Source organism: Chryseobacterium mucoviscidosis (assembly GCF_002177115.1).
In the GTDB taxonomy this organism is placed as follows: domain Bacteria; phylum Bacteroidota; class Bacteroidia; order Flavobacteriales; family Weeksellaceae; genus Chryseobacterium; species Chryseobacterium mucoviscidosis.
Genome location: NZ_MVAG01000128.1, coordinates 127,917 through 143,094 on the forward strand (window position 1 = coordinate 127,917; position 15,178 = coordinate 143,094).

A 15,178-nucleotide genomic window follows, 5' to 3' on the forward strand; every position below is an offset into this window, starting at 1 on the left:
TTAAACACTATAACTATGATAAAAAAACAAGTAACCATTTTAATTTCGATGCTTTTCTGCATATCTGTTTCTGCACAGGAAAAATCTACAAAACAAAAGCTGATCGATGAACTCTCTGAAAACACTTGTAAATGCGTAGATTCAATAAGTCTTTTTGATAAAGAAAAAAAATCTATAATTAAAGATATTCATGAATGTATCGATAAAAATACACTTGCACTGCAACTTGGAATTTTACTGTCTGAATTGGAGGAATCTTCAAAAAAGAATAAAAATTCAGATACTAAAAAGAATATAACCCTTAATTTAGACACTAATAAGGATTCTGAGAAATATAGAGAAAACTATAACTCCATTGAAAGAAGCCTGATGAAAAACTGTTCAAGTCTGAAAAAGGCTATAAACATTGCAGAAAGTAAGTCTGAAAAACTATCAAAAAATGATAAAGCTTTGGAATTTTACAATATGGCAATTTCAGCGTCAAAAAAGGAGGATTGGAAAGAAACTATAAAGAATTATGAAAATGCTGTAAAAATTGATCCTGAATTTACTTATGCCTGGGATAATTTAGGTATTACGTACAGAAAAGTAGGCGATTATGACAAAGCTCTAGAAGCTTATAAAAAATCATTGGAAGTGGATCCTAAAGGAAAAATGGCTTTACAAAATATTCCTATAGCTTATATTTATAAAAAGGAATATCAGAAAGCTATTGACGCTTATAAAGATCTGGATAAGATGTATCCAGAAGATCCGGAAGTATATTATGGAATGGGTAACATCTATTTTAATGCTTTAAAAGAAAATGAAAAAGCTTTAGATTACATGGCAAAAGCTCTTAGAATTTATGACAATCAAAAATCTCCTTACAGAACAGATGCAGAAACTATGATAAGTTATATCTATAAAAAAATGCAGGAAGAGGGTAAACTTGAAAAATTCAAGGAGATTTTAAATAAAAATAAGATCGAATTTAAGTAAAAAGAGAAACATCCTGAAACACATTATTATTGGTAAATTTTTTAATAATTTTTCGGTATAATAATTTTTTTCCTTTTCTTTGCAGCCTTAAAAATTAGTTTAAACCATGAAAAAAATCTTATTTCTTGCTATTTCAGCAGGTTTTCTTTTCACAGCCTGCAAAAGTGATGATGACGATGTTTATGCATCAGTTGTAGGAGTCTGGAAGCCTTCCAGAGAAATGGCAGTTTCCGGAAAAAACGGAAGCACTATTTACAATGATCCTTCTTCAAGCTGCTACAAAAAAAGTACATTTGATTTTAAATCGAACAATACAATGGTAAGCAACATTTTTGATGATGGAATGAGCGGAAATTGTGAAAATCTGGGAACAGATACTTCTTCTTATTCTTATGACCCGCTGAACAAACAAATCGTTATAGACGGCGAATCCAGTGAAGTTCTGAAGCTTACGACTAATGAAATGCATATTGTTTCAGATTACAGTGATGAAGACGGAGACGGAATCGATGACAAAATAGTTCTGGTTTTAACCCGATAAAAAGCAAACTCCCGAAAAATTCGGGAGTTTTTTTATTTCTTTCTTTTGGATTTAGATATTGATTTCTGCTGTGCTCTGTTCGCCCCAAACTTTTTAGGTGCTTTTCTTTTGGAAGGTCCGCCCCAGTTTTCTTTGGTATTTTTCGCTTTCTTTTCGTGAAAAGCTCCTCCTCCTTCATTCAGCTTAATCTTCACAGGATTTTTCATGATCACAGTTTCCTCTTCAGAAGCAATCTTTTTAGGATTTATTTTCACTCCGTCTGGGAAATCAATGTATTTCAGTTCCTTGTCCATCAGTAATTCGATGTCAAGAGCTAAAGTTTCTTCTTTTTTGGTAACGAAAGTTATGGCTTTACCATCTTTGTCCGCTCTACCCGTTCTACCGATTCTGTGAATATACTGCTCCGGAATATCCGGCGTTTCAAAATTGATAACATGGGTAATGTCTGAAATATCAAGACCTCTCGCCATAACATCTGTGGTAATCAACCCTTTGATCTCTTCATTTTCAAAGCTTTTCATTGCTTTTAGCCTGTAATTCTGAGATTTATTGGAGTGGATCACATCAAACTGCTCAGGGAAAAGCTCATCAATTTTTGTGAATAAAAGATCTGCATTTCTTTTATTGTTTGTGAAAATCAATACTTTCGACATATCGGTATCGGTTTTCAGCAAATGCTCCAGTAGATTGATCTTGGTATTGAAATTCTCTACTTTGTAGGCAGTCTGCTCAATTTTTTCAAGCGGCGTTCCGGATTTTGCCAGTGAAATTTCAACCGGACTCGCAAAGTACTCATCCAACATTTCGTCAACGGATTCCGTCATGGTTGCAGAAAAAAGAATATTTTGTCTTTTTTCCTTCATCATTTCGAAAATATGCGTCAACTGTGGTCTGAAACCAAGGTTCAGCATTTCATCAAACTCATCAATAATCAGCTTCTGGACTTCTTTTAAAGAAATGGCATTATCGATTGCCAAATCCATTACTCTTCCGGGAGTTCCTACCAAAATATCACATCCGTTATCAAATAATAATTTCTGGGTATTGATATTTTTTCCTCCGTAAATCCCGATTACTCTTGCAGTAGTATTTTCCGTTAGTTTTTCTACGATTTCAGAAACCTGTACCACCAATTCTCTGGTAGGAACAAGCACCAAAACGGTTGGATTTCCCGATTTATTGTATTTCCAAGTCTTAAGAACCGGTAAAAGATACGCCAGTGTTTTTCCGGTTCCCGTCTGCGCAATCCCCATTACATCACGTCCGGAAAGTATTGGCTTTAAGCTCTTTTCCTGAATAGGGGTAGGTTCAAATAAATTAAGATCCGCTAAAACATCAAGAATTTTAACCGGAAGGTCAAAATCTGCAAAAGTGAGTTTTTCCATTTTGCAAAGATAGACAATTAATTTTTGAGAAAAATAAACCTAAACTTTCATGCTTAAATTATTTCCAGATATTACCTTCTAATAATCTTAAAAGCCAAATCTCTTCCATAACCCTGCATAATGGCGAGATTGATCCACGAAAGCGCAAATTTTTCCAAAAGTTCTACTTTATCAGATTTTCCAAAATCTATACAGGAACCGAAACCACAATCCAAAGCCAGTTTTTTGGCAATTTCTTTTGCTTTTTCGCTGTCTCCCGCCATAAACATATCGATTCCTTCACCATTGTATATCGGATCGAGCATATTTTCAAAACCTGTGGTGTTAAAACATTTTACGATTTCTGCGTTGGTTTTGTCTGCCAAAGCGTGATACACTGTTTTGTAAGGTTCCGGAGATTTCATTACGGCATTGGTAGCATCAATAATGACTTTTCCCGATACATCGCCTAACTGTTCAATTACTTCAAAAATGGCAGTCGGAGGTGTTGCAATAAGTACAACTTCACACTGCTTCACCGCATTTTCGATCACAGTAAAGCGATCTTCCCCGATTTTTGTTGCAAGGGAAATATTTTTTTCACTTAAAGGAAACTGCGCTCCTATCAAAACGTTATACCCCGCTTTTATCCATTGTTGAGCCAAAGCTCCGCCAACATTTCCGGAGTCGATGATTGCTATATTCATTTTTTTTAGTTTAACGTGAAATTTACCTCATTATCTATTTAATAGTTCTACAACCAGTTCTGCAACTGCTGCCCCTGAATTTTGCTGCTGTCCTGTAATTAAATTACCATCCTGAATAGCATAGGAACTAAATGGAGCTGCTACTTTAAATGTTGTTTCCTGTAATTTTTTAGCTTCTTCTTCAATTCTGTACGGCTGAATTTTCATTCCGACTGCCTGATCTGCAAACTCTTCTTCAGCATCTGCAAAACCTGTCCAGGTTTTTCCTTTTACAAGCAATTCACCGTTTGATTTTTTAGCTTCCAGTAATAAAGTGGTTGAATGGCAAACCGCTGCGCTTGGCTTTCCGCTTTCGTAAAAACTCACAAATAATTGTTCCAGATCTTTATTTCCTCTGAAAGTATACATTGGTCCCTGTCCGCCAACCAGAAAAACAGCATCATAGTTTTTTGCATCAACTTCGGTTAGTTTTTTTGTATTTTCAAGCATATTTTTGAAAGAATCCTGTTGAAGATAACCCAGTGAAATAACATCATGCGCAGAATAACCACTTTCGTCCAAAGGATTGGAATATCCGTCCATTTCCAGTTTTCCGCCTTCTGTTGAAACCAGTTCCACCTCGTAACCTGCTTCCTGAAAAACTCTTAAAGGATGCGTTAATTCTGCTGCCCAGAAACCGATTGCCCAATTGGTTTGTTTACTCACACTTGGCGAGCTTGCCACCATCAGAATTTTACCTTTTACGGGAGCTCCGTGAAAATGAACATAGCTATTTACTTCTTTTACTTTTTCCATTTTTTGTTTTTTTGATTTTAAAATTTCTAATTTTGATAAAACAAAGATAAATCTGAGTAGAAATGAAAATCAATAATGGCTATCTTTGTAAGAAACTAACAAAAATGTAAGTATGCCTGATTTTGTTTCGGATAAGCACCTTTTTCACAATCCTGTTGAATTTGCCATGAGCAAAATAGGCGGAACCTATAAAATGCCTATTCTCTGGCGTCTGAAAGATAAAGCATGGCGTTACTCGGAATTGGCTAACAGTATTCCCCACATTTCAGACAGGATGCTTTCTAAAAGTTTAAAAGAACTGCTGGAAGACGGCTTTATTTCCAAGGAAATATTTCCGGAAGTTCCTCCAAGAACTGAATACAACATTACAGAACGCGGTAAAAAAGCTGTCGAAATTATTTCAACTTTAAGAAATTACGGATTTGAGCTGATGAAAGATTTTGGGATTGGAGAGAAATAATTTAAGTCCATTACTTCATTTAAAGCAGCGCTATAATTTTATCAGCTTCCCGAATTCCGCTTAAGTAAGCACCGTGAGCGGTTGAAAAATAATCTGCTTCCGTGTGTTCTCCGGCAAAGAAAAGTCTGTCGTTTACCTCTTCTGCCAAATCATCGAAATGAGACATTTCTGTACCGACTGCCGTATAGGAATAGGAACCGAAAGAATTTTCATTGTTCTGCCATTTGGTACAAAGCAAATTTAACGGATTCGGAATGCTGTTTCCGTAAATATCTTTCAGATGAGTCATAATTTCTGAGATAACCTGAGAATCAGACATTGTTTCCGTCTGTCTTGCATAATCTGCGTATGCAAAAGTCATTAACGCATTTACATTCGGATGGAACTTTTTTACATTCACAAAATAATTGAATTTATCCCTTGTTTCCGGTGTGTAGGAAATATACTGTACATCATCCCAAAAAGCGGTGTTCCATATTAAAAGAAATTTATTTACACAATTCATTCCCACTTTTTGGATAGCGTTTTGCTTTGCAGCAGGAAGTGAAGGAAGAAATTCAATTTTATTGGCTTTTAAAACACCCAGCGGAACACTTACAATCACATAATCTGCCTCCGAAATGATTCCGTTGTGTGTTATTTTTATTTTGGTATTGCTGTAATCTATTTTGGTGACTCTTTCGTTAAATTTAACATTAAGTCCGGAAGCTAAGAAATTGGCAATCGTATCATAACCATTAGTTGCTATTTTTTCTGCCCCTCCGAATTCTTCTCCTTCATCATACAGCAATGATGAAACTTTATCCAGATCGCCCCTGTCGAACGTGAAATAGGTAGACAGGAAAAATTTCCATAATCTGTCATTAAATTTAGCCGGATATAAATTTTGGAAAACGGTCTGAAAGCTTTGCGAAGAGTTACCGTTATTTTTTAAAGCAGCAAGAATATTGTAATATTCGGTTTCTGTATTGTCAAATACAGTATCGCTACGCAGAATTCCCCCAATATCATAGGATTTTCTGCTGTCATCAAGCGTTTCAAAAGTCTGCATTCCTGCCTGTTGAGCCAGAGTTGTTATCGGATTGCCATTGATTCCGTGAATCCAGCTTGCTCCCTCATCAAAAGCAATACCCAGACTTCGGTTGGTTCTCAGTCTGCCTCCCACTTTTTCCTGTGCTTCCAAAACCGTCACCTCAAAGCCTTTTTCTTTCAATTTTTTGGCTGCAGCAAGACCAGAAATCCCCGCTCCAATAACGATGACAGATTTTCCGTTAGGATCATCAGCTTCATCCTCAGAAGAAGCGCATGAGTTAGCCAGTAAAGAAGGCGCTAAAAATATCAGGGGAAAACCTGCTAAAGTATTCTTAATAAATTTTCTGCGTTGCATTTGTATTTTTTTGAAGAACAAATATAATTTATTTTTCAATTTGTCTATAAATGCAATAAAAACTTTTAAAACAAAAAATATTAAGTCCAACGGTTTATGATAATCAGATTGGACGTCCGCAAAATGTTACTTTATGAATATATCGGATAGTAAATTTATCAATAGTAAATTCTTTATAGTTTGGAGAAATACATATCAGCAATGTACTGTCATCAGGATGATGCATTAATCTTTTGATCATTCTCTGATCATAAGTGATAATTAGATAAATACAATCCGGATCGAGATTTTCCCATTTATCTATAAAATTAATTCCTATTATATCTCCCGCTTTAATATAAGGTTCAAATGATGCACCAACAATGGGAAAAAAGGCATCACAGTGAACTCCGGGCAAATTGATATATCCGGTAGGTGTTTCTGTTAATTCTAGCAGTTCATTAAGCTTTCCTGCGCTTACCGGCAAGCTGTAAAAAGGAATTCCGTTTTCAACAATCTTTATTTCATCATCATATTTCAGCTTACTAAAAACTTTTTCATATTGCTTATCTCCGGAAATGTCTCCCATTTCAGGCTGAAGCTTTTTACCATTTTTAAAATCAGCAATTTCAAACGTTTTTTCGATTTCTTTATTTTTAAGCATTTTTCCCTGATCTAAAAAAAGCCATGACAGATCAACTTCCGGCGCATAAGCGATAAATTTCGCTATATTATCTTCGCTTATTCCGCTTTCTTTATCCAAAACCCCTCTTGTAATACCACTTTCCTGATAAAATTTATATTTGCTAATACCCTTATATTCAATGTATTGTAAAATTTTATTTTTTATAGGCGAAATTTGATGCATATTTATTTTTTTATACGAAATAAATCGTTTATATTTGCTTTTTTAAATCAACCAAAAGTATGGAAATATTAATAACTAAGTTACAAGAAATTGCTAAAATTCTCGCCAATTGTCAAAAAACAGCAAAAGATTTCTATTCGAAATCAAATTATAAGATCGATTTATCTGATGAACAAAATTATTATCCTGAGATCCGAAAGGACGATTACATGTTCCCGAAATTTAAAATCACTTACTAATATTATCACAAATTAAAATCTATCAACCAAATACTAACAAAATATTAAAAAAAATGGCAACACCTTTAAATACAATTCTATATTGGTTTCAGACAGGAAAAACACCTACGGAAGAGGAATTTGCAGCATCCTGGTCTTCTTTTTTTCACAAAAGCGAATCTATTCCGCTTTCATCAATTGAAGGACTTTCTGCACTTTTTCATCAAACAGCAAGTTTAGAAGCCTTCAATAGTCACCTTAATTCTTCTAATGCTCATGAAAACAGTTTAGCCAAATTAGACGCTTCCAATTTAAGCAGTGAGAACGTCCAAAATTGGAAAAATAAATTAAATGTTAATCAGTTACCTTCAAATATTGCCACGATAGACAATTCTGAAAGTGGATTAACAGGAAATGTCTATTCAAAACAATACATCAACGATCATTATTTGCAGTATACAACAAACTCTGGCAGAAGGGTTATTACAAACAACAAAGATCATGAAAACAAAACAATGTATGATGCTTTTATTGCAGGATGGAATGTCTTACCGAATTATATTGGGAAAGATGAGAGCGAAAAATTATATTCTTCAAGATACATTTTACAGGGAACTGATATTCTCTCTGATTTTAAAGGAAATACAGAGTACAGACCTGAACACCCTGCACATGATTCGTTAATTGCCTACGGTTCAAAACTAGGGAAAGGTTTTGTTGATGGAACAAACTACAGTTTATTCGGTACTGGTTTGTATGAATTGAATGATATTCCGATTGGCGATTCAATAACAGCCTTTGGTAACAATATTGCCAATGCTAAAGGAATTTATGGCAACCAAAACAGAACTGCAATAGCCTCCAATGGTTTTAATTTAAGACAAATGATGACTAATAACGTCACTATCGGAAATCTAATCTGGGCAGGCGATATACATAGTTCTGTAATTACAGGATATAATGTAAGAAATTACCGTTATATATTTAATTCCCTGGTGATGGGAGGAAATATTTACGATGCAAGTGGAAAATATCCCGGCGAAACGCATGATTCCTATTTAGATAATGATGTCATGTTAGGTTTTGGATTTTATAAAGACCCGAAAAGACATCCTGCAAGTCATAACCTGTTAATCGGTTCTCACGAGCATTACGGAAACGGAAGCCCAGACTTCAATTACAGACCTTTAGTAGAAGGGAATTTTAAAGAAAAATATTTTGGAATTCAGGGAAAATCTATTAATCATATTCAAGACGAATTGAATAAAGTTCCTGCTGAGAATGTAAATCTTTCTTTAGTTTCTTCACCGCCAAATTCCAATGCATCATATGATGTAAAAACAAAAAAGTTAATCCTTAAAAATTCTCCCGCCGGAAATTACAGACTTTTTGAAGGTTTAACTCCAGGAGAATCTTACCTGTTTAGCATCAACTCAAATATTGGTAATACCGGGACATGGGGATACAAAACTGGTTTTATATTTGACAGCGGAAATGATGACTCATGGGTAGTAAACAACCATTTAACTGAAATAACGGATAATATCAATAATTTTTTCGATATTTCTTTAGAAGGAACAAGTATTACCGGAGAGATAAATGTTTCCTTACAACATATTAAAAATAATGAAAATCAATTGTCCATTTATGAAGTCAGAGATTTTAACAATGGAGTAACATTTGAGCTGAGAACAGCAAACAGCAATGACAATCATATCGCTTTCGGTAAAAATTCTGCGTCCAAATATGCAGTAGGTATTGATAATGCTGTTTTTGGGACCAATTCCTTATCAAAAGCAAACTCTATTGCAACAACATTTGTTTTTGGTAATAATAATCTTCAAAATATAAGAAAATCAAGAATCAACACCATACTCGGACACAACAACTTCAAAAATGCAAGTAATATTGTTGACAGAATAGTAGCCGTTGGTCAGGATATCGCTCAAAATTCTTTAAATTTAAGATCATCAGTTATACTAGGCTGTTATGCACTACAAAGTTTCAAAGGAAATTTCTATGATATTAATATATGGAACGAATTGATCGCTATTGGAACCGGGGCAGGGATAAACGTAGAAGAAGCACAAAAAAGTATTTTTATAGGTGAGGCAACCGGAAATTCCAAAAATGTTTTTCAAAGTGTTGTTATAGGTAACAGAAGTGGCTTTAAAGATAAGAATACATCTACTAATGAAATCGTAATTGGAGCCGCAACAACAGGAAACGGGAACAATACCGCAACCATTGGTAATTCAAACATCAACTCTGTACATCTTTCAAATATTGCTAAAATAGACCGTAGAACAGGTATTTCAGGAATTAATGTATTTCCGGCCAATAGTGATACAGATTTTGTTCAGAGAAAGCATTTACAAGAGGTTAAACCATACAAAATTTATTCAGGATCTTTGGTATTTGATGAATCTACAGCACAGCCAAAATTCACCGTGTTTGAAAATACCGTTGGAGATATTGTGTGGAGCAAGAAAGGCACAGGAGAATTTATCGGTACTTTAAACGGAGCCTTTCCTTCCGGAAAAATTTGGTCGGTAAGTGTAATAAACCAAAAAACAGTAGGAAAAGATCAGAGATTTTGCTTAAGCGGTAGAATAGATAATGATACTATTTACGTAGATATTGTAGATTCTTACGGATCAAACTACGATGTTTACGGAGAAGCCGGATCATTTGAATTCAGAGTCTATAACTAATTTCAAAATTTAAATTATTAAAATCATATTATCCTGCAAGTCCATGCTAAAATCCTGAACTTGCAGGGTTTTTATTTTAGAATTGAAAGTTTTACTTCCTTGTAACCCTCAGTAAAATAACAATTACCAGAAATATTGAAAAGATAAATCCTAAAACTGCCACCAAAGACAATTCTCCTATTCTGGGTCCCGATTCTGAAGAAAATACAATAGCCGTTGCGATGATATTTGCGCCTAAAACCATTGCCAGAATAAGATTGATAATACTCGATTTTATCAGTTGATTCGTCTTTTCTATATTTTTGATTTCGCTGGAAACGGTGAATTTATTTTCGTCTAATTTCTGTAAAACGGAACGCAGCTCTTTGGGAATTTCGTCTACATTATCTGTAAACATGAGCATTCTGTCCATTCCTGTTTTTACAATATTTTTCGGACTTATTTTTTTAGTAAATATTTTTTTGGTGTAAGGATGAAGGCTTTTTACCACATCCAGATCAGGATTTATCGTTCTTCCCACTCCTTCAATAAGACTGATTCCTTTGAATAAAAGATAAAAATAATCCGGCATCTGAAGACGGTTATCTTTCAGCACATCTTTCATTTTATTGATGATGACCTGTGCATTAATTTCTTTCAGAGAGGTGCTGTGAACGAAATTCAGAATATCTTCCACATCATTTTCAAATCTTCTTTCATCCGGAATCTCATAACTGATCGCCATTTTTTTCAGGTAGCGGACAATTTTATGCGGATTTTTGGCAACAAAACTTACAATAAGATTTTCAAGGACTTCTTTATCATTCGGAGGAATTTTTCCGACTGCACCGAAATCAATAAAAACCACTTTTCCGTCTTTTTTCACCAAAATATTTCCTGCGTGTGGATCTGCATGGAAAAAACCATAGTCTAAAATCTGGGAAACAAAAAGTCTGAGACCCGTTTCGGAAATGTTCACGGGATCAATATTGTATTGTAAAAGAGTTGCTGTATCCGTTACTTTAATTCCATCAATAAACTCCATACAGAGTACATTGTTGTTGGAAAATTCTTCGTATACTTTCGGAACATAGGTTTCTTTGCTGTTTTTAAAATTTCTTATGAACTGCAGGATATTTTCCTTTTCATTAATCAGCGAAACTTCTTCCAGTAAAGATTTTTCAAAGGTGGAAATCGCCTGTTTCAGATTGAGCTTCTCTCCTATTTCGGAATAGGAAGAGACCAGTTTTTCCAGATCTTTGATAAGCAGCAGATCGTCTTCAATCACAGACTGAACATCTGATTTTCTAATTTTCAGAATAACCTCTGTTCCATCTGTTAATATTGCTTTATAAACCTGCGCAATCGATGCTGTCGCCAAAGGCTGTTTCTGAATATCCGCAAAATGATCTTTCACCGAAATACTGAATTCGTTTTCCAGTATTTCTTCCACATTCATTTCAACCGTTTCCACTTTGTCCTGAAGCTTCTGTAGTTCCTGAAGAAGTTCCGGCGGAAGAAGATCTTCCCTGTTGCTGAAAGACTGTCCGAGCTTCACAAAAGTTGGTCCTAGTTCTTCCAAAACGAGCCGGATTCTCTCGTAAACAGTTCCTTTTGATACAACTTCATCGGAATTGGCGGGAATTTCATCTTTATTTCCGCCGTTCATTCTTGCCAACAGATCTTTGAAGCCGTATTTGCTTAACACGGAAATTAACCGGGCAGATCTTTTTAATTTTCTTTGCTGTTTATCGAACATAGTCTGAAATGTAGTTGCAATTTAGTTCAAAAATTGTTCCTATTGATAATAATTAATTTTCTATTTTAAATTGCTTTTTTTATAATTTGCCTTTCAATTTGTCATTCTAATCGAAGTGCAGAAGGTTAAAGAATCTATATTAAACGCAAAGATCTCGAAGATTTTATTAAAAATGATTGAAAATATTTTTTGTTCGCAATGGCGTTTTACTCAGCAAATGATAGCAGTGTAATGCTAGTTTTTCTTATTGCAAATTTTTGAATTAAATTTCATTAAATACGATTTGTCATCCTGAAAGAAGCGCAGCGGATTGAAGAATCTATTGCCTAAAACAAAGATCGCGAAGATTTTATTTAAAAGGATTGAAAATATTTTTCGTTCGCAATGGCGTTCTACTCAGCAAATGATAGCAGTGTTATGCAAGTTTTTCGTATTCCAAATTTTTGAATTAAATTTCATTAAATACGATTTGTCATCCTGAAAAAAGCGTAGCAGATTGAAGAATCTATTTTAAATACAGAGATCGCGAAGATTTTATTTAAAAGGATTGAAAATATTTTTCGTTCGCAACGGCGTTTGACTCAGCAAATGATAGCAGTGTAATGCAAGTTTTTTCTTATCGCAAATTTTGAATATGTTAGAAAGAAACGTAGCAGATTGAAGAATCTATTTCCTAAAACAAAGATCGCGAAGATTTTATTTAAAAACATTGAAAATATTTTTCGTTCGCAATGGCGTTTGACGACTTCGAATCTTCGATTTCATTCAGCAAATGATAATAAAGCTGTTCAATCTTTTCAATATAGTTTGTTTTTCTGTATGAACCTGAACTTAGTATTAGAATTATAAAACTGAAAGATTTGCGCACAGATTTCTAAGAATTAACAAACTCTGTGGTTATTTCCTAATGTTAATGAAGCAACTTTCAACCATAGCCCCGATAGTAACGACATCCTTTTTTGTTGCGGCTGGAGTGAAGCGGAAGCCGTAACAAAAAAGATACAGTGGATAGCGGGAAAAAGCTCTAAATGAATTTATTACATTTTTTTCTTTAACTTTACCATGACAAAATATTTAAAACCAACTCTAAAAATTATTAAAATGAAAAATTTAAAAAAAGTTTCAAGAGAACAAATGAAAAGTATCGCAGGTGGCGAATTAGTCAGAAACTGCTCAAACAAATGCTGTCCAGATGACGGAAGACCAAGATGTCCCGGATTGATCTGTCTGGCTGTTTTATGTCCGAACTAAAATTTAAAACGGGATGCTGTAAAAGCATCCCGTTTTTTTATTTAAGATAGGTTTCGTATAAATCTTTTCTCCGATCTTTCATGACCTGAACGGAACCGTGATGGTGAAGATCTTTCAATAAATTGAGGTCGACGTCTACAATTAAAGTCATTTCTGTATTCGGGGTGGCTTCTCCTTTCACCGCATTGGATGGAAACGCAAAATCCGAAGGGGTAAAAACCGCAGCCTGACCAAACTGAATATCCATATTATTGACTCCGGGAAGGTTTCCTACGCAACCTGCAATCGCTACGTAACATTCGTTCTCAATTGCTCTCGCTGCCGCGCAATGACGAACTCTCATATACGCATTTTGGGTGTCTGTAAGATAAGGTACAAAAAGAATTTTCATTCCCTGATCGGCTAAAATTCTCGGAAGCTCCGGAAATTCAACATCGTAGCAAATTACCAGACCAATTTTTCCGCAGTCGGTATCGAAAACACGGATTTCGTTTCCGCCTTTCATTCCGTAATATTTTTTCTCGTTGGGTGTGATATGAATTTTCCTGTATTCATCCACTCTACCGTCTCTATGAATAAGATAACTTACATTATACAAATCATTATTTTCGAAAACCGGCATACTTCCGGAAATGATATTGACATTATAACTGATCGCCAAATCTGAGATTTTCATCTTGATCTCTTCGGTTAATTTCGCCAGCTCAATCATACTGTCTCTTTCAGAAAGTTTGTTGAATGGAGCCAACAAAGGGGTATTGAATAGTTCAGGAAATAATACAAAATCCGACTTATAATCGCCCATTACGTTAACAAAGAACTCAACCTGTTCATAAAAAGCATTCACATCTTTAAAATGTCTCATCTGCCATTGAACCAATCCCAAACGAATAATGCTGTCCTGCATGGTGTTTGGTTTTTTGCTGTAATAAATATTGTTCCATTGGAGTAAAACTGCGTTTTCTTTGGACGATTCGTCTTCCGGAAGATATTTTTTTAAAACTCTGATGGGTAAAAAGTTATTGGACAACTGAAAAGACAGAACCGGATCATAAATTTCTTTATCTCTTACTCTTCTGATGTATTCTCTTGGTGACAGATCACTGTGTTTATGGTAATTGGGAATTCTTCCACCTAAAACGATTGATTTCAGATTCAGAAGTTCACAAAGTTCTTTTCTTGCATCGTACAATCTTCTGCCTAAACGAAGTTCGCGGTATTCAGGATCTACAAAGACTTCAATTCCGTACAAAACATCGCCTGTCTCGGAATGGGTATTGAAGGTATAATTTCCTGTGATATCACTGTATGTATGATCATCACCAAATTCATTATAATTTACAACAATGGAAAGCGCCACCGCAGCTAATTTACCATCCACTGTAATGCAGATCTGTCCTTTTGGAAATATTCTTGTGAGTTTTTCTATACTTTTTTTAGACCAGATGGACTCAGACATTTGCGGATATGCACGTTTCATTGTTATTACTAATTCATCGTAATCCTGTACCGTCAGTGGTCGTGTTTCTATTTGCATTTGATGTAATTTTACTTAAATTTAGTGAAAAAAGTTAGTATTAAAAAAATGAAGGAATTAATTTATAGCAAAATCCAAAAGTATGATTCAAAGATGAAAAATTTTGATATTTCATTTACCGATCATCTATTGCCTATAAATGAGCTGATTAGTTTATACGAACTTAGAAATCATATTGCGAAAAACGAAAATACCAAAAAAAATACAAAGCAGATTTTAAATGACTTTTATTTAATACAAAAACAATCTTACAAGTACATCAAGTTTGTAATAGCTAGATATGATGGAATAAGCAGAATGTTCTTTTTCAGTGAAGATTATTCTAAAATTTTTTCTGATTTTATATTTGAAAAATTAAACTAATGAAAACTATTTCTGTAATTATTTTATTGATATCATGGATCTATCTAATTTTATCAATATGTATTCAACTTGAGTTTTTCCTTGAATTTATTCCCGTTATTTTACTAATTCTAATTATTAACTTTTACATTATTCATCAGCATCATCGGAAAGTTCTACTTTATATCTTAAATGGAATTGTTTTTCTTATCCTGATTTATCTTTTAAGCATATTAATTTTCCTGAGACAGGATTGGTAGACAAAAAATCCCGCCAAAAGGCAGGATTTATATCTG

14 protein-coding genes are annotated in these 15,178 nt (G+C 34.3%); 7 read left to right on the forward strand and 7 right to left on the reverse strand.

Features of this window, described 5'->3' with window-relative positions:
• The first annotated feature begins 15 nt into the window (after positions 1–15).
• Entirely contained in the window at positions 16–981 is a 966-nt protein-coding gene (locus tag B0E34_RS15275; protein WP_087710847.1) for a tetratricopeptide repeat protein, read from the forward strand.
• 106 nt (positions 982–1,087) lie between these two features.
• Positions 1,088–1,522, forward strand: a complete 435-nt coding sequence (locus B0E34_RS15280; RefSeq protein WP_087710849.1) for a lipocalin family protein — start codon at positions 1,088–1,090, stop codon at positions 1,520–1,522.
• Positions 1,523–1,554: 32 nt separating this feature from the next.
• On the opposite strand, the gene B0E34_RS15285 is transcribed toward B0E34_RS15280, so the two are convergent.
• The 3 genes from B0E34_RS15285 to B0E34_RS15295 all read right to left on the reverse strand — a co-directional run bounded on the left by B0E34_RS15285 (position 1,555) and on the right by B0E34_RS15295 (position 4,388).
• Positions 1,555–2,907 carry a DEAD/DEAH box helicase gene (locus B0E34_RS15285; RefSeq protein ID WP_087710851.1) on the reverse strand — a complete coding sequence of 451 codons (1,353 nt, stop codon included), beginning with the start codon at positions 2,905–2,907 and terminating at the stop codon, positions 1,555–1,557.
• A gap of 71 nt (positions 2,908–2,978) precedes the next feature.
• Entirely contained in the window at positions 2,979–3,593 is a 615-nt protein-coding gene (locus B0E34_RS15290; protein ID WP_087710853.1) for an NADPH-dependent F420 reductase, read from the reverse strand.
• A 30-nt stretch (positions 3,594–3,623) separates the two neighbouring features.
• Complete coding sequence (locus B0E34_RS15295) at positions 3,624–4,388, reverse strand: type 1 glutamine amidotransferase domain-containing protein (protein WP_087710855.1); 765 nt, start codon at positions 4,386–4,388, stop codon at positions 3,624–3,626.
• 112 nt (positions 4,389–4,500) lie between these two features.
• Between B0E34_RS15295 and B0E34_RS15300 the strand changes: the two genes are divergently transcribed.
• A complete protein-coding gene (locus B0E34_RS15300; protein ID WP_087710857.1) occupies positions 4,501–4,848 on the forward strand; it encodes a winged helix-turn-helix transcriptional regulator in 348 nt (115 codons plus the stop codon).
• Between the two features lie 19 nt (positions 4,849–4,867).
• Here B0E34_RS15300 and B0E34_RS15305 read toward each other — a convergent pair whose 3' ends face one another.
• Together B0E34_RS15305 and B0E34_RS15310 are read right to left on the reverse strand one after the other, a co-directional pair.
• Positions 4,868–6,235 carry a flavin monoamine oxidase family protein gene (locus B0E34_RS15305; protein ID WP_087711524.1) on the reverse strand — a complete coding sequence of 456 codons (1,368 nt, stop codon included), beginning with the start codon at positions 6,233–6,235 and terminating at the stop codon, positions 4,868–4,870.
• Between the two features lie 103 nt (positions 6,236–6,338).
• On the reverse strand, positions 6,339–7,082 hold the full coding sequence (locus B0E34_RS15310; RefSeq protein ID WP_087710858.1) for a S24 family peptidase: 744 nt from the start codon (positions 7,080–7,082) through the stop codon (positions 6,339–6,341).
• A gap of 59 nt (positions 7,083–7,141) precedes the next feature.
• Between B0E34_RS15310 and B0E34_RS15315 the strand changes: the two genes are divergently transcribed.
• Together B0E34_RS15315 and B0E34_RS15320 are read left to right on the forward strand one after the other, a co-directional pair.
• Entirely contained in the window at positions 7,142–7,321 is a 180-nt protein-coding gene (locus B0E34_RS15315) for a hypothetical protein (protein WP_087710859.1), read from the forward strand.
• 53 nt (positions 7,322–7,374) lie between these two features.
• Complete coding sequence (locus tag B0E34_RS15320) at positions 7,375–10,014, forward strand: hypothetical protein (protein ID WP_087710860.1); 2,640 nt, start codon at positions 7,375–7,377, stop codon at positions 10,012–10,014.
• 91 nt (positions 10,015–10,105) lie between these two features.
• Here B0E34_RS15320 and B0E34_RS15325 read toward each other — a convergent pair whose 3' ends face one another.
• Positions 10,106–11,752, reverse strand: a complete 1,647-nt coding sequence (locus tag B0E34_RS15325; RefSeq protein ID WP_087710861.1) for an ABC1 kinase family protein — start codon at positions 11,750–11,752, stop codon at positions 10,106–10,108.
• A 1,101-nt stretch (positions 11,753–12,853) separates the two neighbouring features.
• Between B0E34_RS15325 and B0E34_RS21375 the strand changes: the two genes are divergently transcribed.
• Positions 12,854–13,003, forward strand: coding sequence for a bacteriocin-like protein (locus B0E34_RS21375; protein WP_165763002.1), 150 nt, complete (start codon positions 12,854–12,856; stop codon positions 13,001–13,003).
• 37 nt (positions 13,004–13,040) lie between these two features.
• Here the strand turns inward: B0E34_RS21375 and B0E34_RS15335 are convergent, their stop codons facing one another.
• Entirely contained in the window at positions 13,041–14,540 is a 1,500-nt protein-coding gene (locus B0E34_RS15335; protein WP_087710863.1) for a carbon-nitrogen hydrolase family protein, read from the reverse strand.
• A gap of 48 nt (positions 14,541–14,588) precedes the next feature.
• On the opposite strand from B0E34_RS15335, the gene B0E34_RS15340 reads away from it, so the two are divergent.
• Positions 14,589–14,903: a hypothetical protein gene (locus B0E34_RS15340; RefSeq protein ID WP_123956650.1), complete on the forward strand. Its 315-nt coding sequence runs from the start codon at positions 14,589–14,591 to the stop codon at positions 14,901–14,903.
• Positions 14,904–15,178: the final 275 nt, after the last annotated feature.